Annotated in this window: 21 protein-coding genes, 1 tRNA gene and 2 pseudogenes; 10 read left to right on the plus strand and 14 right to left on the minus strand. The window is 50.0% G+C overall.

Annotated features, from left to right (window positions below):
• Nucleotides 1-31 precede the first annotated feature (31 nt).
• Together fabA and KXR87_RS05880 are read right to left on the minus strand one after the other, a co-directional pair.
• On the minus strand, nucleotides 32-550 hold the full coding sequence (fabA, locus tag KXR87_RS05875) for a bifunctional 3-hydroxydecanoyl-ACP dehydratase/trans-2-decenoyl-ACP isomerase (protein ID WP_437431331.1): 519 nt from the start codon (nucleotides 548-550) through the stop codon (nucleotides 32-34).
• A 69-nt stretch (nucleotides 551-619) separates the two neighbouring features.
• The gene (locus tag KXR87_RS05880) at nucleotides 620-2,380 is read right to left on the minus strand and encodes an AAA family ATPase (protein WP_437431332.1); all 1,761 of its coding nucleotides are present in this window, start codon (nucleotides 2,378-2,380) and stop codon (nucleotides 620-622) included.
• A 183-nt stretch (nucleotides 2,381-2,563) separates the two neighbouring features.
• Between KXR87_RS05880 and matP the strand changes: the two genes are divergently transcribed.
• Nucleotides 2,564-3,016 carry a macrodomain Ter protein MatP gene (gene matP / locus KXR87_RS05885; protein ID WP_437431333.1) on the plus strand — a complete coding sequence of 151 codons (453 nt, stop codon included), beginning with the start codon at nucleotides 2,564-2,566 and terminating at the stop codon, nucleotides 3,014-3,016.
• A 62-nt stretch (nucleotides 3,017-3,078) separates the two neighbouring features.
• On the opposite strand, the gene ompA is transcribed toward matP, so the two are convergent.
• Entirely contained in the window at nucleotides 3,079-4,137 is a 1,059-nt protein-coding gene (ompA, locus tag KXR87_RS05890) for a porin OmpA (RefSeq protein WP_437431334.1), read from the minus strand.
• 366 nt (nucleotides 4,138-4,503) lie between these two features.
• The gene (gene sulA, locus KXR87_RS05895; protein WP_437431335.1) at nucleotides 4,504-5,004 is read right to left on the minus strand and encodes an SOS-induced cell division inhibitor SulA; all 501 of its coding nucleotides are present in this window, start codon (nucleotides 5,002-5,004) and stop codon (nucleotides 4,504-4,506) included.
• 216 nt (nucleotides 5,005-5,220) lie between these two features.
• On the opposite strand from sulA, the gene KXR87_RS05900 reads away from it, so the two are divergent.
• Nucleotides 5,221-5,841, plus strand: a complete 621-nt coding sequence (locus KXR87_RS05900) for a TfoX/Sxy family DNA transformation protein (protein ID WP_437431336.1) — start codon at nucleotides 5,221-5,223, stop codon at nucleotides 5,839-5,841.
• Here KXR87_RS05900 and yccS read toward each other — a convergent pair.
• Both yccS and KXR87_RS05910 read right to left on the minus strand, forming a co-directional pair.
• Nucleotides 5,838-7,964: a YccS family putative transporter gene (gene yccS / locus KXR87_RS05905; protein ID WP_437431337.1), complete on the minus strand. Its 2,127-nt coding sequence runs from the start codon at nucleotides 7,962-7,964 to the stop codon at nucleotides 5,838-5,840. The genes KXR87_RS05900 and yccS overlap by 4 nt on opposite strands.
• 15 nt (nucleotides 7,965-7,979) lie before the next feature.
• Nucleotides 7,980-8,426, minus strand: coding sequence for a YccF domain-containing protein (locus tag KXR87_RS05910; protein WP_437431338.1), 447 nt, complete (start codon nucleotides 8,424-8,426; stop codon nucleotides 7,980-7,982).
• A gap of 120 nt (nucleotides 8,427-8,546) precedes the next feature.
• Here KXR87_RS05910 and helD point away from each other — a divergent pair, with 120 nt between their 5' ends.
• Nucleotides 8,547-10,601, plus strand: a complete 2,055-nt coding sequence (helD, locus tag KXR87_RS05915; RefSeq protein ID WP_437431374.1) for a DNA helicase IV — start codon at nucleotides 8,547-8,549, stop codon at nucleotides 10,599-10,601.
• A 29-nt stretch (nucleotides 10,602-10,630) separates the two neighbouring features.
• On the opposite strand, the gene mgsA is transcribed toward helD, so the two are convergent.
• Nucleotides 10,631-11,089, minus strand: coding sequence for a methylglyoxal synthase (mgsA, locus tag KXR87_RS05920; protein ID WP_437431339.1), 459 nt, complete (start codon nucleotides 11,087-11,089; stop codon nucleotides 10,631-10,633).
• A 110-nt stretch (nucleotides 11,090-11,199) separates the two neighbouring features.
• Nucleotides 11,200-11,862, minus strand: coding sequence for a curli synthesis inhibitor (gene csgI / locus KXR87_RS05925; protein WP_437431340.1), 663 nt, complete (start codon nucleotides 11,860-11,862; stop codon nucleotides 11,200-11,202).
• Between the two features lie 163 nt (nucleotides 11,863-12,025).
• Between csgI and KXR87_RS05930 the strand changes: the two genes are divergently transcribed.
• Nucleotides 12,026-12,439, plus strand: coding sequence for a CoA-binding protein (locus KXR87_RS05930; protein WP_437431341.1), 414 nt, complete (start codon nucleotides 12,026-12,028; stop codon nucleotides 12,437-12,439).
• 26 nt (nucleotides 12,440-12,465) lie between these two features.
• On the opposite strand, the gene hspQ is transcribed toward KXR87_RS05930, so the two are convergent.
• The 3 genes from hspQ to KXR87_RS05945 all read right to left on the minus strand — a co-directional run bounded on the left by hspQ (nucleotide 12,466) and on the right by KXR87_RS05945 (nucleotide 14,914).
• On the minus strand, nucleotides 12,466-12,783 hold the full coding sequence (gene hspQ / locus KXR87_RS05935) for a heat shock protein HspQ (protein WP_437431342.1): 318 nt from the start codon (nucleotides 12,781-12,783) through the stop codon (nucleotides 12,466-12,468).
• A 59-nt stretch (nucleotides 12,784-12,842) separates the two neighbouring features.
• Nucleotides 12,843-14,033 (minus strand): 23S rRNA (cytosine(1962)-C(5))-methyltransferase RlmI, encoded by a 1,191-nt coding sequence (gene rlmI, locus KXR87_RS05940; protein ID WP_437431343.1) that lies wholly within the window; start codon nucleotides 14,031-14,033, stop codon nucleotides 12,843-12,845.
• 77 nt (nucleotides 14,034-14,110) lie between these two features.
• On the minus strand, nucleotides 14,111-14,914 hold the full coding sequence (locus KXR87_RS05945) for a hypothetical protein (RefSeq protein WP_437431344.1): 804 nt from the start codon (nucleotides 14,912-14,914) through the stop codon (nucleotides 14,111-14,113).
• A 220-nt stretch (nucleotides 14,915-15,134) separates the two neighbouring features.
• Between KXR87_RS05945 and yccX the strand changes: the two genes are divergently transcribed.
• Entirely contained in the window at nucleotides 15,135-15,425 is a 291-nt protein-coding gene (yccX, locus tag KXR87_RS05950; RefSeq protein ID WP_437431345.1) for an acylphosphatase, read from the plus strand.
• On the opposite strand, the gene tusE is transcribed toward yccX, so the two are convergent.
• Nucleotides 15,422-15,751: a sulfurtransferase TusE gene (gene tusE / locus KXR87_RS05955; RefSeq protein ID WP_437431375.1), complete on the minus strand. Its 330-nt coding sequence runs from the start codon at nucleotides 15,749-15,751 to the stop codon at nucleotides 15,422-15,424. The genes yccX and tusE overlap by 4 nt on opposite strands.
• Nucleotides 15,752-15,841: 90 nt before the next feature.
• Nucleotides 15,842-16,501 carry an FtsH protease modulator YccA gene (yccA, locus tag KXR87_RS05960; RefSeq protein ID WP_437431346.1) on the minus strand — a complete coding sequence of 220 codons (660 nt, stop codon included), beginning with the start codon at nucleotides 16,499-16,501 and terminating at the stop codon, nucleotides 15,842-15,844.
• Nucleotides 16,502-16,771: 270 nt separating this feature from the next.
• On the opposite strand from yccA, the gene KXR87_RS05965 reads away from it, so the two are divergent.
• Together KXR87_RS05965 and KXR87_RS05970 are read left to right on the plus strand one after the other, a co-directional pair.
• A complete protein-coding gene (locus tag KXR87_RS05965; RefSeq protein ID WP_437431347.1) occupies nucleotides 16,772-18,406 on the plus strand; it encodes an ABC transporter substrate-binding protein in 1,635 nt (544 codons plus the stop codon).
• Between the two features lie 139 nt (nucleotides 18,407-18,545).
• Nucleotides 18,546-18,633: transfer RNA gene (locus KXR87_RS05970), tRNA-Ser, on the plus strand.
• A gap of 98 nt (nucleotides 18,634-18,731) precedes the next feature.
• Here KXR87_RS05970 and KXR87_RS05975 read toward each other — a convergent pair.
• Nucleotides 18,732-19,010, minus strand: a pseudogene (locus KXR87_RS05975) (integrase); the annotation flags it as partial.
• A 30-nt stretch (nucleotides 19,011-19,040) separates the two neighbouring features.
• Here KXR87_RS05975 and KXR87_RS05980 point away from each other — a divergent pair.
• The 3 genes and pseudogenes from KXR87_RS05980 to KXR87_RS05990 form a co-directional block, all read left to right on the plus strand.
• Nucleotides 19,041-19,166 (plus strand): annotated as a pseudogene (locus KXR87_RS05980) (DNA-binding protein); the annotation flags it as partial.
• 668 nt (nucleotides 19,167-19,834) lie between these two features.
• Nucleotides 19,835-20,500: a peptidoglycan-binding protein gene (locus KXR87_RS05985; RefSeq protein ID WP_437431348.1), complete on the plus strand. Its 666-nt coding sequence runs from the start codon at nucleotides 19,835-19,837 to the stop codon at nucleotides 20,498-20,500.
• Nucleotides 20,497-20,925, plus strand: coding sequence for a lysozyme inhibitor LprI family protein (locus KXR87_RS05990; RefSeq protein ID WP_437431349.1), 429 nt, complete (start codon nucleotides 20,497-20,499; stop codon nucleotides 20,923-20,925). The genes KXR87_RS05985 and KXR87_RS05990 overlap by 4 nt, the downstream gene beginning before the upstream one ends.
• The last annotated feature ends 82 nt before the right edge of the window (nucleotides 20,926-21,007 follow it).

The following is a 21,007-nucleotide window of genomic DNA, read 5'->3' on the forward strand; positions in this document are numbered from 1 at the left end:
GCGGAGGTTTCGCGCGTAGGGCGTCCGGCTATCAGAAAGCGGATGTATCCTGGAACAGACCTACTTTCAGATCGGATGCCGTATAGATTACACGTCCATCAACCAGTACTTCGCCATCTGCCAGACCCATGACCAGACGACGGTTAATGACACGTTTAAAGTGAATGCGGTAGGTGACTTTTTTCGCCGTTGGCAGAATCTGGCCGGTGAATTTCACTTCACCCACACCTAATGCGCGACCTTTACCTTCCGCACCCAGCCAGCCCAGATAAAAACCAACCAGCTGCCACATAGCGTCAAGACCGAGGCAGCCTGGCATCACCGGGTCGCCAATGAAATGGCAGCCGAAGAACCACAGGTCCGGATTGATATCCAGTTCAGCTTCTACATAGCCTTTGTCAAAATTGCCACCGGTTTCGGTCATTTTGACCACACGGTCCATCATCAGCATGCTTGGTGCTGGCAACTGCGGGCCTTTAGCGCCAAACAGCTCTCCGCGACCAGAGGCAAGAAGGTCTTCTTTTGTATAGGATTCGCGTTTATCTACCATGTTCTCAGTAAGCCTTATTGTGAGTTTCGGACGCAGGATAGCTAACACGTGTACGCTGAACAAGTCCGATCAGTTCGGACTGAACCAGCCAAGCCAGCGCAGCGGCCACGGATAACGATGACGTGCATCCTGCTGCGTTGCCTGAGCAATGCGTTCAAGTATCGTCTGCTTCAGCGTAGTCTGTCCTTCTTCATCCCACACTAATTGTGTCAGCAGGGGCAGCGCGTCCATTACATCTTCAATCGCCCAGATTGAGAACTGCCCGGCTTGTACCGCGTCAAGCAGCGACTGGCTAAGGCTGAGATGACGTACATTTGCAACCGGAATGATAACCCCTTGCTTACCATCCAGACCGCGGCTCTGGCAGACAGCAAAAAAGCCTTCAATTTTCTCGTTGAGTCCACCGACAGGCTGTGAACGACCGAACTGATCCACTGAGCCGGTGATGGCAATACTCTGCGTAACCGGTACCTCCGCGAGGGCGCTTATCAGCGCGCACAGTTCAGCCATTGAAGCACTGTCGCCATCAACTTCGCTGTAGGATTGTTCAAAGGTGAGGGACGCGGAGAATGGGATCTGCTGTTCAAGGTCGAGCTCAGACATCAAAAATGCCTGCATAATCATCATGCCTTTCGCATGAATATTGCCGCCCAGTTCAGCTTTGCGTTCAATGTCATTGAATTCACCATCGCCAATATGCACCACACAGCTGATGCGGGACGGCTCGCCAAAGGCGCGCGGATGGCCCGGGAATTCGATAACCGAGAGCGCATTGATCTGTCCAACACGCTCGCCTTCCGTTTCAATGAGGATTTGCTCAAGCAAAATCTCATCCTGCATACGTTCAGCCAGATAACCTTCCCGCCACTCGCGCTGCGTAAGCATGGTAGTAAATTGTTCGGCGCTGAAGTGGTCACTCTCCGTCAGGGCAGCAACCTCCCGCAGCTGGCGCGTAAGCCAGAGGAAACAAAGCGGTAGCGTTTCCTGATCGCCGGTATAACGCACGGCCTCACGAATGAGCAACGGCCAGGCATCGGCGGCAGGAGAGGGGAGACCAGCCTGGTGCGCTATCAGCATTACCCACTGACACCAGAGCGCCATGGTATCCGCATCGATGATTTGCAGGCTGTCTTCATACTCGCTGTAGATGGACTGGGCCGCCAGTTCAGGCTCCATCTCCTGGAAATCTGCCAGTGAATCACGTTCGCCAACCAGAATAACGTTGAGCTCAAGCGGCATGGAGGGTACAGCGACAGGCAGAGGACGAGATTCATCAAATGAAACCCAGTCGAACCGGCGTCGGGCGATCATGGATTTGAGACGCATCCACAGTAATGGCTGGGCCAGAAGCGTGCGCAAAGAGATAACAAGAACGCCCCCGTTCGCCTCATGAACCAGGCCGGGCTGCAACGTTATCTGATTGTTGAACTGACGCACGCAACCAAACAACTGCTCCGCTTCAACCCAATCGGCGATGACCACCTGCTGTTTTCCGGCAAAGCGCGCCAATTGATCCCGTGCGGGTTCAAAAGTAACCGAGGAGCCGCTTACCTGGTAATCACCACCATAGATTTGCGTTGATTCAGGAAGTATATCCTGCACCGCCCCGGCGATAACGGCCAGGTATTCTGCTTCCTCTGGGGCTTTCACCAGCATGAAGCGGCTGTCAGATGACGGGTGCAGCAACTGCTCCAGTGCATACTGTAAACGGGGTTGGGTATCGCCAAGGAAGTAGACGGAGTCGTCGGATAAGTCGGCCTGACTGAATATGTCCTGGTGACTGGCTGTCTCAGGAGTCAGTTCATTCCATTCGAGTTTTGTAATGGTCAAAGTCGTTTTTTTAGTCTGATGTAAAGGGCGGAATTATACCGTAAACGTCTGCACGGCACACACGGATTACACGTTTTCCTCGGGCAGAATTGCTGCGCTTATCTGCAGAATGTGATTTCTTTGCAGCAGACAAGGAAAAAACTGATATTCTGAAGAGAGTTACACGGTAACGCTGAGATCGCAATGAAATATCAACAACTCGAAAACCTTGAAAGCGGCTGGAAATGGAAGTATCTGGTAAAGAAGCACCGGGAAGGTGAGCTTATCACACGATATGTTGAGGCCAGCGCTGCCAAAGATGCTGTCGATTTATTGCTAACCCTCGAGCATGATCCCGTACAGGTGAATGCGTGGATAGAAAAGCATATCAACGCCTCTCTTATTAATCGCATGAAGCAAACCATTCGTGCCAGGCGTAAGCGTCATTTCAATGCTGAACACCAGCACACGCGAAAAAAATCTATCGATCTGGAATTTGTGGTCTGGCAGCGTCTTGCAGGGCTTGCACAACGTCGCGGTAAAACACTTTCCGAAACGGTGGTGCAACTGATTGAAGATGCCGAACATAAAGAAAAATACGCGACGACAATGTCATCGCTAAAGCACGATCTCCAGGCCTTACTGGGCAAAGAGTGAGTCCCATTTACTAAAGACAATAAAAAACCCCGCCAGGCGGGGTTTTTTTTAGACGGTAAAACTTAAGCCTGAGGCTGAGTTACAACGTCTTTGATACCTTTAACTTCGATCTCTACGCGACGGTCCGGCGCCAGGCAATCGATCAGCGCAGGGCGCGCTTTCACGTTGTCACAGGTGCTGCCAGTAACCGGGTTAGATTCACCCATGCCACGTGCGGAGATTTTGTTAGAAGGAATACCTTTAGAGATCAGGTAATCAACCACGGACTGAGCACGTTTCTCGGACAGACCCTGGTTGTAAGCGTCAGAACCGATACGGTCAGTGAAGCCCAGAACAACTACGGAACCGTCTTTCGGATCCAGGTTGCTCAGCTGGCTGTACATCTGATCCAGAGCCTGCTGGCCTTCAGGTTTCAGAGTTGCTTTGTTGAAGTTGAACAGAACGTCAGACTTCAGAGTGAAGTGCTTGGTCTGTACTTCTGGAGCCGGAGCCGGAGCCGGAGCAACAACTGGTGCTACGTCTTCCTGCTGGCCGAAACGGTAGGAAACACCAAGGCTCAGCAGACCGTTATCCTGACGGGTGCCAACGGTGTTAGCATCACCGATGTTGTTAACCCACTGGTATTCCAGACGAGTAGCGATATCGCGGGTCATTGCCCACTCAACACCACCTGCGAAGACCGGAGATACGCCAGTGTCGTGATCTTTGAAGTGAGCGTCTGCAGCAGGAGCATTTGCTTTAGAGTCTGCACGCCATACCATACCACCCAGACGGGTGTAGATGTCCAGATCGTCTGCTACCGGGTAGCTCAGCTTAGCGGTCAGCTGTACGCCTTGAGCTTTAAAAGCGCCGTTTACGGTATCGCCTTTATACTCTTCGCGGCCCAGCCAGTCGTAGCCCATTTCGAAGCCAACATACGGGTTAACCTGATAGCCACCGAACGCGCCAGCACCCAGTTGGTTTTCATGAGTCGGGCCATCGTTAGGAATGAAACCAGTATCATGGAACTGAGACCAGCCCAGTTTACCACCTGCATACCAGGTATTATCTTTCGGTGCGGCCTGCGCTACGGTAGCGAAACCAGCCAGTGCCACTGCAATCGCGATAGCTGTCTTTTTCATTTTTTGCGCCTCGTTATCATCCAAAAATCGCCATGGAAATCTCGGAGAGAAATCACGGTTAAATCCTTCACCGGGGGTCTTGCTCACTTATTACTCAGCAGATATCTTTTCGATATCTTTGGCTTATGCTGAGCACCCCTGGCGATGTAAAGTCTACAACGTAGTTGGAAACTTACAAGTGTGAACTCCGTCAGGCATATGAAAAAAAAGGCTTTGTATACACAATATTTAACAATTCTGCGCAAGCAATCAGCAGTCGAAACGTCAAAAAAAGGGCGCAAACCATGACCTGGCGCGGTATTTAGCTGATAACAATGGAAATGATAACTCAAGTAAATTTAATGCCAGGATTTATCTTATTTTTACTCAATGATACAAATTTGAATGAATTTTTACCCCGGAATGCTGTCTCGCATCCTGATGATCGCGTCTGACCGGACGCATAACAAACCCAATAGCATTACCTTCTTCTGCCGCCTGTGCCAGCTGCTGATGCTCATCCTGCGTCAGTTCATCTGCATGCCACCCAATAACAACACTGTAATTTCCGGTGCGTAAGGCGCGAATCATGGATTCCAGCGTCAGGCTCGGTGAGAGCTGGTTAATCTGCATCACTTTTGTAAGTGGCAATCCCGCAGACTGTACCCATTCGCGGCTCAATTTTTGCTGAGGCGTTAACCAAAGCTGCCAGCGTGACTGTTGACCAAGCTGTTGCAATAAAGGCAATAACAGTAATTGCGTCATTCCGGGCTGGTCTTCGCGATAGACCACTTCACTGATGAGCCCTGTAGAGACATTATGAGCATTCGCGTGAGGCGCGGAAATAAATTGTGTTGAACGATTTGCACGGCTTAGTGAGTGGTACATGATCAACCCAGCCCTAGTAGTTACTGTATGTTTATACAGTAACCCTCAGGCGTTTAAAGATCAACCTCATTTTCTGAAAGAGCCTCGCATTTTTGTGGCCTGATAGAGCGCAGTAATAAAATTCGCTTGCTGAGTGGCGCACACTTCCCTATGTTCCTGAGTAACGGATCCGTTAACTAAGATGCTGTTTTAGACCATGATTTAAAAGGAATAATCATGAAAAGCATATCCTATCAGAGGATCTATTTATCTCAGGAATATCTTGCAACACTGGGGGATATTCGATCCCGCGCCCTTTTCGGGGGATACAGTCTCTCTGTCGATGATGTCGTGTTTGCCATGGTGGCGAATGGAGAGTTGTATCTGCGCATGTGCGAAGAAAGTGCATCTTATACAGTGAAACGACAATCACCGTTGCTGACGTATAAAAAGCGTGGACGTCAGGTGTCACTTAACTATTATTTTGTGGATGAACATCTCTGGCACGACAGAGCCATGCTGGTCCGGCTCTCCTCATATTCCCTGAATGCCGCGCGCTCAGAAGCACAGCAGAAAAGAGCGGTTCTGCGCTTAAAGGATTTACCCAACCTCACCTTTCAGCTTGAGACCTTACTTTGCGAAGCAGGGGTCAGGGACCCGACGATGTTACGCATGTTGGGGGCAAAAGCATGCTGGTTACGCATGAAAAAGAGGAACAAAAATCTGGGTGTTAAAGTGTTACTGGCCCTCGAAGGGGCCATCTTTGGCATGCATGAAGCGGCGCTGCCTGCATGCCGGCGAAAGGAACTTATCGACTGGTTCAATACGCTCGACAGCAAAGCATGGGAGCCGCGTTAAACCAGCTGCTGACGTAAGTAACACATTTCCGGTAACAGGGATATCAGTAAGCCAATCTGTTGCAATACCAGAGGCTCTTTGCTGTCAGGCCTGGGCTCAAGATGCTTAATTCGCCGTGAGAGGTCTGCCAGCGTTAACTGCACGCGCTCCTCATCGGCAGGCTGATGATGGAGCGCATCGTCCACGTAACAGACAGCATCGTCCAGCAGCCGAAGAATTGCCGGGTGCGTTAGCTGTTCCCGATGAGCCCCAAGGGCAGAAATATAACTGATAAAAGTATGGTTCAGGCACAGCAAGCGGAAGGCAACATCGCGCTGCTCGGCAGAGGTTCCCGGTTCTGACGCCATATTGGAGACAACAGAAGCCAGTTCTGCATCGCGGTTGTAGGCGCTACGACGGGCAATACGATAAGCCAGACGGTTATCCCGTCCCTGGTGGTACTGCTCCAGAATGGCATCGAGGTAGCGACAGTTGGCATTTACGGCCTGTTCCGTGACCCGCTTAAGGTTACGAAAACGCCAGTCGGGCCAGATAAAACTCACCGCCGCCCAGGCAATCGCACACCCTATCAACGTATCGATAACGCGAGGTATGGCAACTTCAAATCCTTCGCCAAGCAAGTTAAAGCACAGTAAAACCAGAAGGGTGATGAACATCGTTGCCTGAGCATACTGCACAAGGCGAAAAGCAAAAAAGAGCACACCTGTAATAACGATGAGGATGAGTTGCCCTTCGAGCGAGGGGACGAAATAGAGTACCGGCAAACCCAGCGCGACACCGGCCAGCGTACCAATGATGCGTAGCGTCAGGCGATGCCGTGTGGCGTTATAGTTGGGCTGACATACAAACAGGCTGGTGAGCAATATCCAGTAGCCATGATGCAAACCCAGGGCCTGGATAACCCCATAACCCACGCACAATACAACAGACATACGTACCGCATGGCGGAATAGCGCCGATTCCGGCGTCAGATTGCTGCGTAAACGTAAGCAGATGTCGCTCAGTCCGTGCAGACTATCATCCGCCAGCAGGTTCTCGGTTTCATTTGACGCAGAGATGTGCGCCTGCCCGGACTCAATTGTGGCAAGTTGGGCATCTATAGCCCGCAGGTTGTCCAGCAGAAAACCCAGCGCTTTAAGCTGTTCATGCGATGTTGTACCACCGGCGCGGATCCTGTCCAGAGCGGCATCGAGATGAACAAAGGCACGCTCAAAACGCGTGTCGTGCTGGTAAGGCGTACGCAGCAGAATGGCCCGTGCCAGGTGAGCGCAGGCCAGCGACTGTTGCGATATCAACCGCTGAAAACGAAACATGACGTCGCTGTAGCGAAAATGCTCACGTAGCGCCTGGTACTGAATATGCGACGAACTGGCACGTTCGTGAATATCCTGAGCGACAAAATAGTAGCGCAGCGTTCTGCGGGTTCCGCGCTGGCCTCTGTCACCGCGAAGGCGCGTCAGTAGTGAGGCTTTAGTCTGATTCAGCGTCGTGACCAACTGACCATTCGCCAGCGCCAGTTCATATAAGGGTGCCTGACTTTCATCCTCCAGGTCAGGATCAAACAGGCGGGATTTGAGCTCAAGGTAATGCGAAAGCTGTTCATAACAGCGCGCCAGGTTGTCCTGCAGGGGACGGATAGGAAAAACCAGATGGCCTGCCAGAGTGAGCAGGTTAAACCAGACGGCGCCTGCAAGAAGCAGCAAAGGCTGCTGATACCAGATGCTATAAAGTGACGTCCCAAGCATAGTGTAGATGGCAATCAGTAGCGCGCCAAAAGCAATGGTGGCGTAACGCTGGCCCAGCCCTCCCAGCAAAATAAACCCGATCGTGGACAGGACAAGTCCAGGAGCAAACAGCCAGGGCCAGGGGAAAAGTAACTCGACTGAGGCCGACGCAATAAAAAAAGAGATCAGGGTGATAATGAGATTACGCAACCGCCCGGTGAGTCTGTCATCGAGGTCAGCCAGCGCGGCTGCAACCACACCAAGCGTCAGTGGGATGGTTAGCTTAACATCGCCCACAAGCCAGGGCAGGGCTGCAGCCCCACACAGAGCGATAAAAATGCGCACGTTATACAGCCAGGCACTGTTCCATGTATACCGGCGCAGAAGGGGACTTAACATAAACACAACATCCTGTTAAGGAAAACGCCGACGGGCGTTGGCTTCACGCGCGGCGCGAGCGACCTCGACGGAGACCACGCGACGTCCTACGGGCCAGAGAGCAATGGCGGCGATTTTGAAATTCGCCACCCCTACCGGGATGCCAATGAGGGTAATGCACTGCGTGATACCTGCCACAATGTGCATGATGCATAACCACCAGCCGAACAGCACAAACCACACCAGATTGAGCACGGTTCCGCCGGCATTGCGCAATGAACTTTTGCCTTCGGGATCAAGTTCGTCAACATGGATAGCTTCGTTGCCCCAGGGAACCAACGACAGCCGGGTGATTTCCCAGCAGGAGCGGGTCAGGGGAAGTGTAATAACCAGCATGACGCTAAAAACAGTGGCTATCAGCCAGCCCAGTGTGGTTGCAAATCCGCCAAGCACAAAATTCAGAATATTCAAAACGGTACGCATAATACCTCGCTGTAATCCATCCACTGAATGTTTTGGTCAATTGTAATGATTTTTTAAACTGGAGCACGTTTTCTCTGGCGGTTACACTGAGAATCACAGTCAGCTGAGAAACGATGTGTGATGGAACTAAAAGCAACTTCATTAGGAAAACGTCTGGCGCAGCATCCTTACGATCGCATTGCACTACTCCATGCCGGGGTGAAAGTTTCCGGCGATAAGCATGAATATTTGATTCCCTTCAACCAGTTACTTTCCATAGCGTGTAAGCGTGGGCTGGTCTGGGGAGAGCTCGAATTTGTGCTGGCGAATGATAAAGTAGTCCGTCTGCACGGTACGGAGTGGGCCGAAACCCAACGTTTCTATCAACATCTTGATGAACGCTGGCAAAGCTGGAGCGCAGAAATGAGCGACGTAGCGGCCGGTGTGCTCAGTGCGCAACTGGAGGCCATTACCGCCCGGGTTAATCACGGCGGCTGGCTGACGCGTTCCCGACTGGCCGGGTTAAAACAAGAAATTATCGAAGCGTTTGATGCGCTGCCTGTACCGCAACGCCGCCTTGTCTCTTTCGATAACTGCCGTGAGCTCTGGCAGCAGTGCCAGGCATGGTTGCAGGATACTGAAGCGCGTCGGGCTGAGCATAACCAGGCATGGACAGCGAAGATGCTCGCGGAGTATGCCCCTTTTTTCAATGATATTGAATCTTCCCCTCTTAACCCCGCCCAGGCGCGGGCGGTGGTCAACGGAGAGCGTTCCCTGTTGGTACTTGCCGGGGCTGGCAGCGGAAAAACCTCCGTGCTGGTCGCTCGCGCAGGCTGGCTGCTGGCCCGCGGTGAAGCCTCTCCCGAACAGATATTGCTGCTGGCCTTTGGGCGAAAAGCCGCACGTGAGATGGATGACCGTATCCGTGAACGCCTGCATACCGAGGACATTACGGCGCGTACCTTCCATGCGCTTGCGTTGTCCATTATCCAGCAGGGTGGGAAAAAAGCGCCCACCATCAGTGAACTGGAAAGTAATACCTCAGCGAGGGAGGCTTTACTGACCAGCACATGGCAGAGACAGTGCGCTGAGAAAAAATCTCAGGCCAATGGCTGGCGGCAGTGGCTCAGTGAAGAGTTAGACTGGGCGTTGCCGGAGGGAGATTTCTGGAATGATAAAAAGGTGCAGAAGCGTATTGCGGGGCGCCTGGATCGCTGGATAAGCCTCATCCGTATGCATGGCGCAGGTCAGGCAGAGATGATTGAAGCGGCGCCGGAGTCCATTCGTGCCCTTTTCAGCAAACGTATTAAGCTGCTGTCCCCGCTACTGAAAGCCTGGAAAGCGGCCCTGAAAGCGGAAAACGCAGTGGATTTCCCCGGATTAATTCACCAGGCCGTGGCGGTGCTGGAAAAAGGACGCTTTGTAAGTCCCTGGAAACATATCCTGGTGGATGAATTTCAGGATATCTCTCCACAGCGTGCGGCGCTGCTTGCGGCATTACGTCGGCAGAATTCAGAAACCACCTTGTTTGCTGTCGGGGATGACTGGCAGGCCATCTACCGCTTCAGTGGGGCGCAGCTTTCGCTCACGACCGCGTTTCACGATGCTTTCGGGGAAGGGGATCTCTGCGCGCTGGATACTACCTATCGCTTCAATGGTCGGATTGGCGAAGTCGCCAACGGATTTATCCAGCAGAACCCGCACCAACTGGCGAAGCCGTTAAACAGCATCAGGGCGGGCGACAAGAATGCGGTGATGTTACTGGCGGATGACCAACTGGATGCGCTGTTTGACAAGCTCAGCGGGTTTGCCACCCCCGACGATCGCATTCTGGTGCTGGCGCGTTATCACCATAGTAAGCCGGTCAGTCTCGACAAAGCCGCAACGCGCTGGCCCAGGTTAAATCTTGATTTTATGACCATTCATGCCAGTAAAGGGCAGCAGGCGGAATATGTCATTGTGCTCGGTCTTCATGACGGGCAGGATGGTTTCCCGGCTCCCGCGCGCGAGTCACTGATTGAAAAAGCCCTGCTGCCCGTGCCGGAAGATTTCCCTGATGCGGAAGAGCGACGTTTACTTTATGTGGCGCTGACGCGGGCCAAAAAGCGCGTATGGGTACTCTTTGATAAGGCAAACCCCTCGCGATTTGTTGAGGCATTAAAAAAGCAGAATGTTCAGGTAGCCCGAAAGCCATGAGAGCAGGCGGCATTGCCGCCTGATAACGCTTATTTAAGACGTTCAGCAAGGTAGCGCTGATAATCCGGAATCAGGATCTCAACACTGTCATTGAAGTGGGGCGACTGAATAATAAAATCTGCCGTTGAGAGGTTGGTGGCAACCGGAATATTCCAGACGGTTGCAAGACGCAGCAGCGCTTTGACATCGGGATCGTGCGGCACCGCATTTAGCGGATCCCAGAAGAAAATCAGCACATCAATTTTTCCCTCAGAGATAAGGGCGCCCACTTGCTGGTCGCCGCCCATCGGGCCACTCAGCATGGCGTTGACGGTAAGGCCGGTAGCACGCTGGATAAGATTCCCCGTCGTGCCCGTTGCGTAGAGCTCATGTTGTGCCAGTTGAGCCTGATGACGTTCAACCCAGGACATCAACATCTGTTTGCAGTGATCGTGCGCCACCAGCGCAATGTGCTTGCGCACCGGTAAAGAGCGTGTAGTGAGTTCCATGATTAACTTCCGTTATTTAATTTCGCTACAGATTACTGGAAGCGCCTGATGCTGCAAGAGAAGTCGACGAAAAAAAAGGGAGGTCGGGGATTCTGTTAACTGGCGCACATTCAGGACGGTGGCTGTTGCCTGATCCATTGCATAAAGCGATCCCGTGTGGCGGGGTCAGCCTGTTGATACCAGTATCTGAGTCGCTGTTCGGTCAGGTTTTGGGATTGCGCAGGCGGCATATCAAGCTCAGAAATGCCCGACAGCAGGGTACTGTCATCAGCCGTTGTGGTTGAAAATTGTGCAAGGGAGGCATACTTGCCGGCGTTATTATAGCCTTCTGCTGCTCTCTCGTAGTCCCCCTCTTTCAGGGGCGAATTGATGTCAAGGATATCGAGCTTAACGGGAATGGGCGTTGCGTTGCCATCCAGTAATGCCATATGCGGAGTAGCATTAAATCGTTCGGCCTCTTTTTGAGAGTCCAGTAATGGCAGGCTGAAATTGACCTGTCCGATGTGCTGCGTATTAAAGGTGGCAATCAATGCCACGGATGTAAAAAGGCGTGATTCATGATCGCGGGTACTAATCGTTTTTTCGACCCGGAAAACGACCTGATGCACTCCTTCTTCAAGTTCAATGCTCTCCGCGCCGCGTAATAACGAACTGGACACTTTTTTGCCATCCAGGACCAGCAGATCCACCTCGCCAGATAACCTCAGCGTGGTTGCCAGCAGTGGAATGGGTAAGAAAGCAATCATCATCACGACCGCACACCCGCCTCTCATTTCGCGCTCCTGTTTACGTGCCTTGCGGATAACCGGAACCTTCAGGTTTTAGCTCGTTATTACTATACAGAGATAACCAGGCGGAACGCTCTCATGCTTATGTATGGATAAATGGTTGCAACGGCATGTTTGGCGTACACTTTCAAAAACCGTAGGAGGAAACATGAAAGAGACAGACATCGCTGAAATCCTTACCACGACCCATACCATTGCTCTGGTCGGCGCGAGTGACAAACCTGACAGGCCGAGCTACCGCGTGATGAAATACCTTCTTGACCAGGGTTATCACGTCATCCCTGTTTCGCCAAAAGTGGCAGGAAGCACGTTGCTGGGACAAAAGGGGTACGCCACCCTCGCGGATGTGCCGGAAAAGGTCGATATGGTGGATGTGTTTCGTCATTCAGAAGCCGCCTGGGGTGTGGCGCAGGAGGCGATTGCCATTGGCGCGAAAACCCTCTGGCTGCAGTTGGGTGTGATAAACGAACAGGCAGCGGTTTTAGCCAGTGAGGCGGGAATGAAAGTGGTAATGGACCGGTGCCCGGCTATTGAGATACCGAGACTGGGGCTGACTAAATAAAAAACACCCCGCGATGCGGGGTGCTGTTAATGGCGGAGGCGAGGGGCCTGAAGTTGCTTACGAATGGATCGTGAGAGCTCGTCCATTGAGGATTGCTCAGGGTGTTCATCCGCGGTTTCACGCGTCAGCTGTGCTTCAGCGAGATAGGTATGGACTGGCTCGCCGTCATCCCCTTCCATAATCACATGGTACCAGGGCGCTGCGCGTAGTTCATCGTTCACCGCCACTTCATCAACCGGCGGTTCATCCAGAGAGTACTCTGCATCAATATCAAGCACGACGCCCAAATAACCCAGCAACGAGTGACGTACCTGCTGACCAATGCCGAATTTGCTGGCTATCATAGTCACCTCCTTAAAACAGTTACCTACATTGATATGTGGGCAACGTTCCAGAAATCAAGTTACATGACGCGACAGGCAAACCCTTTAAGATACAGCCCTTCCGGGTAAGGGGCGATCACCGGGTGATCGGCGGCCTGACGGAACTGCTCTATAAATTGTACATCACGACCAGCATCTATTGCGGCATCAGCGATAATTTTCTGGAACAGATCGGTCGTCATCAGCCCGGAGCAGGAGAAGGTCATCAACACGCCGCCGGGGTTGAGAAGTTGGATTGCCAGCATGTTAATGTCTTTATAACCGCGGCAGGCACCCTGAAGCTGACTTTTGTTTTCAACAAATTTTGGCGGGTCCATCACAATGACATCAAAGGTCTCACCCTGATCACGATATTTACGCAGTAACTTAAACACATCATCACGAACGAACTCCGCTTTGCTGAGGTCGAGCTGGTTAAGTTCGACATTCTTTTTCGCTACGTCCAGCGCTTCCTGTGAGGTATCAACACTCACAACCTGACGGCAGTTTCCCATCAGGGCAGAGACAGCAAAACCGCCGGTATAAGAGAAGCAGTTGAGGACACGTTTGTCGGCGACATAGCGACGGGTAGCGAGACGGCTGTCCCGCTGATCGAGGTAGTAACCAGTCTTGTGACCCGCCTGGATATCGACGTACAGCTTCATGCCATTTTCTTCAATGGGCAACAGTGTCGGCGGCAATTCACCCAGAACCGGACCTTGCGTGAGCTCCATACCCTCTTTTTTACGCACGGCAACGTCACTGCGATCATAAATTGAACAGGCCGGATAGAGCGCCTGCAGCGCCGATAAAAGCGCAGGGCGCTGATATTCCGCGCCCGCGCTCAGAAGCTGTAGCACCAGAAAATTACCAAAACGGTCGATTGTCACCCCAGGTAAGCCATCCGATTCGCCCGCGACGAGACGATAGCTGTCAAGGCCATCACGCTGCGCCAGCCAGTCACGCCAGGTCTGCGCCTGCTCAATACGGCGGGTAAAGAAATCGATGTCAATCGCTTCGTTTTTATCGAAAGTCCAGACACGAGCACGGATTTGCGAAGCAGGCGAGAAAGCGCCGCGCGCCAGCCATTTGCCCTGGGCATCCACGATATCAACGGTTTCACCCAGGCTGGCTTTCCCTTCCATACGGGCGACAGCGCCAGAGAAAACCCACGGGTGGCGGCGCAGCAGCGATTTTTCGCGGCCTTTGGTCAAAATTAAACGTGCACTCATAGTTAATTATTCAGCTAAACGGGAGAAATTGGGCGCTATTGTCAGGGGTTCATGCTGTAATTGCAACGCACCACGTATTAATCTGAATGTTCACTTTCAAAAACCACAACCCCAAGCGTGCCGGCAATTGCGCTGACGTTGCTGTCACCGTGTCGGATCCAGTTCTTGATATAGTCAATGAGATTTTTATCTCCGGAAGCATCCCAGAGGTTCAGGTAGCCCACCGCTTTCCAGCGCTGAATTTCTCGGAAAAAAACATGTTCACACAGATAATAAGAGACGCCGTGGATGTGCTTTAAACTGGCTCGGTCCCAGATGCGGGTAATGCTTTTCAGTTCAAGCATCGTGATATTGTCATTGATAAACTGCAGGATGGCGGAGGCAGGAATATTTTTCGGCACATCCCTGAGTACCTCCTGAAGATAGCCAAAGACCCGTGTGTTGTTCTCATTTATCGTGGGGTGATGGGCGAGTGGCAATGAGTTCCAGTGGTCCTGAATATAGTAGAGGTTACTCATTGCAGCCGCTTCACAGATAGCCTCTTCAAACCAGTGGTGTTTATGAACGTTCGCTCTGTCATACCGGCAATATGCGTGGCACAGCATGTGGGTAAACTGATACATGATCATCCCCCAGTTTGTGGCATCCGTGATATTGAGACAAACACGGTAATTATCTTTTTCTTTAATGATGAACTGAGGCGAAAAAACCATTGGGCAGGAGGAGCGCATTGCATTGGTCAGAATAATATTTTTCTCCAGCCCGTAGCCCACCATTTCGGCAAAGGTACGGTAGGTTTCGGCGAGTATAACGTCCAACACCTCTGCCTCAATGCCATGCCACTGCCTGATATCGCTTACAGCAATGCGGATGTGCGCCATTTATCTTCCTGTAGAGTAAAGGGTTAACAAGAGTCCATCTGAAAACGATTACGTGGTACATAGCACCCGTGATGCCTGAGTCATAATGTCACACGGAAATTGCTTATCCTCAAACGAATCAGAAGCTTAGTCTTGTTTTTGTCGCCAGAGGTACAGTTTACTAAAATTAACAGTACTAAAGGCTAACACAGAAGCAAAACCACAAAAATAAGGGGGATTTATGACCAGCACCGCACCATCTTGCACAATCTGTTGGGTACATGGGCGTGTTCAGGGGGTGGGATTTCGCTACAGCACACAACATGAGGCACAACGCCTGGGCTTGACGGGGTACGCCCGGAATATGGATGACGGGAGTGTCGAAGTGGTTGCCTGCGGACATCAGGAAAGGGTTGATCAACTGATTACATGGTTAAAGGCGGGCGGGCCACGCAGTGCCAGAGTTGAGCGAGTTCTTACCGAACCGCATCAACCCGACAGTAAGTGGTCAAATTTCAGTATCCGCTACTAAATACACTTTACCGGCTTAGGCAGGCCAGCAATTTTGGTCGCCTGCTTTGCCGGCCCTTTTGGAAAGAGGCGATACAAATATCGACTGTTGCCTTTCTCTTCACCAAACTTATTGGCCATCGCTTTTACCAGCATACGTATGGCTGGCGACGTATTAAATTCCAGATAGAAATCGCGGACAAAGCGCACCACTTCCCAGTGCTCTACAGAAAGGGTAATGCCTTCGTTTTCAGCGATAGCCAGCGCCAGCCCATCACTCCAGAGCGTAGTATCTTTCAGATAGCCTTCGCTATCGGTCTCTATTTCTTTGCCTTCAAAAATCATGATGTATCGCAATGTTAGTCAGTCACGGCGAGGCAGTGTAACAAAAAACAAAGCCCCGCTTAAGCGGGGCCTGGAAGTGATGTCCTAAGAGGATCAATCTCGGCTGGCGAAGCCAAGGATACTCAACAGGCTGACAAAAATGTTGTAGATAGAGACATACAGGCTGACGGTGGCGCGGATGTAATTGGTCTCGCCGCCGTTAATGATATTACTGGTTTCATACAGGATGGCACCTGTTGAAATCAGGATAAACACCGCGCTGATAGCAAGGTGCAGGGCAGGCAACTGCAGGAAGATGTTCGCTACCATCCCGATAAGCACAACCACGATGCCCGCCATCAGCATACCGCCGAGGAAAGACATGTCTTTACGGGTAGTCAGAACATAAGCCGAGCAGCAGAAGAACACCAACGCGGTGCCACCAAGTGCCAGCGCAATCACATCCCCCATACCGGCGGAGAGATAGGCATTCAGAATGGGGCCCAGGATGTAGCCAAGGAAGCCCGTAAACGCAAAGGCCGAAACAATACCGATGGGCTGATTAGCAGTTTTATAGGTCAGGAACATCAGACCATACATTCCCACCAGCGTCAGGATCAGTCCGGGCGAAGGCAGCGCCAGCAGCGTGCTTGCCGTGGCGGTGATAGCAGAAAACGCCAGGGTCAGGCTAAGAAGAAAATAGGTGTTACGCAGCACTTTATGGGTGCTAAGCAACGATGTACGGTCGCGCGAGGAGGTAATTATACGATCCATGAGGCACTCTCTTTAAATAATGTCATATGTGCAGAGGATAGAAAATCCCGGTTTCCTTACCTAGCTGTTTTACCCATCTTTACTCTGAATACTTCCCGGTTAACATAGTTATTTATCCTGCATTTTTAACAAATATCGATACTAGCGCGCATTTGTTAAAAATAACCCTACCTGTGTCTTATATGTAGCTGAAAAATATTGCCCTGACCTGAATTGGCAGCTAAGAGTGTAAGCGCACCGTCATCATAAAAAACCTTCAGGGCGTAGGATATGAAATCACATACTTTGACGCATGTAGCACTGAGCCTGTTTTTAATCAGTGGGTTAGGGAGTGCCACTTACTCTTTTGCGGCCAGCGTACCACCGGGTACTGTACTGGCCGCGCAGCAGGAACTGGTTCGTAATAATGGAAGTGAGCCTGCATCACTGGATCCACATAAAGTAGAAAGCGATGTTGAATTCACTATTATCAGTGATTTATTCGATGGGCTTGTTGCGGTAAAAAATGATGGCTCAATTGAGCCCCGACTCGCACAAGCATGGGAAAACAAAGACAATACGGTCTGGATTTTTCATCTTCGTCCAAAGGTGACCTGGTCAGATGGTACTGCCATTACCGCTAAAGATTTCGCCTGGAGTTGGCAGCGGCTGGTGGATCCTAAAACGGCATCGCCCTATGCGAGCTATCCGGGAAACATGCATATCGAGAACGCCCGCGAGATTGCGCTTGGTAGTAAACCTGCTGAGAGCCTGGGTGTAAAAGCGCTGGATGACAACACCCTGGAAATTCGTCTGACGCAGCCTAACGCTGCCTTTCTGGCCATGCTCGCGCACCCTTCGATGGTGCCTGTCGACAGGATCCTTATCAATCGCTTTGCTGAGAAATGGACGAAACCGGAACATATTGTCACCAGTGGCGCATACAAACTGAGTGAGTGGGTGGTAAATGAAAAAATTGTCGCCCAGCGCAATACGCGTTACTGGAACAATAAAGACACCATCATTAATAAAGTAACCTACCTGCCGATTACCTCAGAAACCGCTGACGTAAACCGTTTCAGGGCGGGTGAAATTGATGTCACCTACAGTGTGCCAGTGAATCAGTTTGCCCAGTTGAAAGCGACCCTGGGCGACCAGATGAAAGTGCTGCCGTTGCTCTCAACCTATTACTATGAACTCAATACCACCCGGCCTCCATTTAATGATGCGCGGGTCAGGCTGGCGCTGAACATGGCGCTCGACAAAGATATCATTGCACAGAAGGTGATGGCGCAAGGGCAACGCCCCGCCTGGTTAATCAGCCAGCCTGAGATCGGCGGCATCACATTGACCGCCCCGGAGTATGCCTCATGGCCACGCGAAAAGCGTATTGACGAGGCCAGGAAACTGCTGAACGAGGCCGGGTATAACGATGCCCATCCCCTGTCGTTTTCTCTGCTCTATAACACAATGGAGACGCATCAGCGGCTGGCCATTGCCGTCAGTTCGATGTGGAAGAAAAATCTGGGAGTAGAGGCAAAACTGCAAAATCAGGAATGGAAAACCATGCTGGATACCATGCATACCGGCAACTTTGATGCCGTCCGATATTCCTGGATTGCGGATTACGATGATGCTGCCACCTTTTTAAATAACTTCCGCACCGACGATAGCGAAAACACGTCGAAGTACAGTAACCCTGCCTATGACGACGCGCTCCGGAATGCGGCTAAAGCCGGGGATGTCACTGAACGCGGCCGCTTTTATCAGCAGGCGGAGGATATACTGGCGAAAGATGTTCCGGCCATTCCGCTCTATCACTACGTTCGTGCACATCTTGTGAAACCCTGGGTAGGGGGATTTGCGCCCGATCGGCTGGGATATTTCTTTACCAAAGATCTTTATATCAAAAAACATGAGCAGTAAGGTGAGGTGAAAAGTGCTGGTTTAATAGTCAATTTGTTTTAATTTCAGACGATTAAATCACATTTGTCTGTTTTTCAGGCAAACGGTGCATAACGGGCTTTACAGACGTCATCGGGATGTTTATAGTGCGCCTCATTCCGGAAGTGTGGCCGAGCGGTTGAAGGCACCGGTCTTGAAAACCGGCGACCCGAAAGGGTTCCAGAGTTCGAATCTCTGCGCTTCCGCCAGATTAAACAAGGGGTTACCGAAAGGTAACCCCTTTGTTTTTTGGCCTCTTGGTATGGTGTAGGTATATTCACTTGGTATATTTTCCGACCCTCCATCCTCATTCTTCCTCTGTATCACTCAAAAATGGCAGGTCCAGCGACGGAGAAATTTTTATTTTCCTATCGTAAACCAGCACCTGACTCTCTGTTTTGTGACCACTGAATAACTGCTTATCTTTACCAGATCCTTCGTAGTCTGAAATAGCCTTAGCTTTAACGTCATGGTAAGTACCCGGTATGGTTTTACCCAGGGAAACTTCCGCAGCTTTCTTCGCTTTATTCCACCAGTTGTTAAAAGTTTTACGGTTGAGTTTCCCTCCATCCGGTCCAGCGATTACCAGTCCATTGGACCGATCACCGGGTAGCCACTGGAACAGCTTTTGAAGAAGTTCAGCCAAGTTGGCGTGGAGTGCCGGGAGGAATACTATCAGGAGATTGGTGAGAAAAAGGCTCATAAATTGGGGGCCAAGAGGTTACAACAGTTGCTTGAGTAAATGGGGCTTGATCGTGTATCACCGAAATATTTATATAGATGAACATCAAATGCATACTGATATATCATCAATATGGGATTGATGAATATAATTTTTCTTACTTCTATACAAAAGACATTTATCAAACAAATATAATGAAATTAATAACTCACTGAAAGCATTGGGTTAATAAAAAATATAAATGAGAGTATGATTCGTGAATACTTTATAATATTAAGAATAAGCATAAATTTTAGTTATGATGTGGCTCTGCTTTTAATGATTCAGGTAGGGTTATTCCTAATTTCAGGTTGTACATAACTAACGGTTTTCTCGCGATAATATGAAGGAATATAATAAATTGTCTCACTAATTTTTTACTCAATGATGATAATGTGGCATTAAGTTGCCTGAAAGTAGGAGGGACTTTGCGATCTAATCGAACAAAACCACATATATTTCGACTGACAAATTCAGTGGGGGCTTGTGGTACCAACGAGGTAAAAGAAGTTAAAAATCTACAGTTAATGTTAGATGCTGCAGGTTATACCTTGAGTACAGGACGGCCATTACCCCTGACGGGACACTGTTCAACTGATATTATTGAAGCAATACGCTGGTATCAGTCGCTATTAAGAATGTTTCCAACAGGGCGTGTATAACCCACTGACATCTGGTTTGTGGAGGCAATGCGCAATGCCTCAAGCACTGAATGGCGACCTAAGCATAGTGGCGGTATCTTGACAGTGAAGGAAGGGCAGTTGACTTTCGACTATGAAGGTGCTGATTATATCACTGCGGTGGAACCTTTTCGACAACCTGCTCGTATGCCGTGGTTCTCTCGTATTTTACACAACCCTACCAATAACTCTGGTGTAACGTTAGGACGTGGTTTTGATATGAAGAAGCGAAGTGCTGGCGAAATACTCTCAATTCTAAGACAGGACGGGATTGAGGAGTATAAAGCGCAGCTTTGTGCTCTGGCATCACATCTATCAGGACGCGAGGCTGATATTTTTATTGAAGTTTATGGCCCATTGGTAGGGGAGATTAGCCATTATCAACAGGTCAGGCTTTTTGAGTTATCATATGCTGAAAAAGTCAGTTACGCTCAACACCTTTATCTAAAATTTTCAGCAAAAGTGCCATCACCTCCATCATGGGATAGTATAGACCAGAAAATTAAAGATACTTTTGTTGATACACTATTCCAGGGGAATGTTACAGCGAGTGATATGGTAGCAGTAATGGCTAAAAATGGCAGTAAACAAGATATTATTACATATCTGAATAATGATATTTATCAAAAGAATGATCCTCGTCGGTTAACTTTACGGTTGAATTACTTAAAATGAAAATAATATTTTTATTAGCTTTCCTGTTAGCATTTCAGTTTAGTGCGCTAGCTGACTCACTTCCAATATTGAAAAATAAAGCGGTTGAAAATTGTGTCGCAAAATATGGTGAGGAAGATGATGAATGTCTTGGTTCTCTGAATGATAAGACAAACAATGAACTACAAAGCATCTATAATGAAAAGTTTCATGAGTTAGAGAAAGCTGATTATACAAAATGGTGGATGGGAACTAAGGAGCAAAAACAGAATATGTTATCTGCTTTCAAAAAAAGTCAAGATGAATGGATTCAATATAGAGATAATTTTTGCCAAGTGCTAACAACAAGTGAGCAGGGTGGTCATGCTTTTGGTGAAGTGATGTTGAGTTGTCTGATTAATATGAATAATAACAGGATTACAGAGATAAAAAACATCAATCCTTAGAATATTCTATTTTCATTACACGGAGATGTTTTTATCTTCCGCTATTATTCAGGCATGATTCTATACAGAAAAGTTCATGGAT

This window comes from Yokenella regensburgei, assembly GCF_051486985.1.
Lineage (GTDB): Bacteria > Pseudomonadota > Gammaproteobacteria > Enterobacterales > Enterobacteriaceae > CBFFRJ01.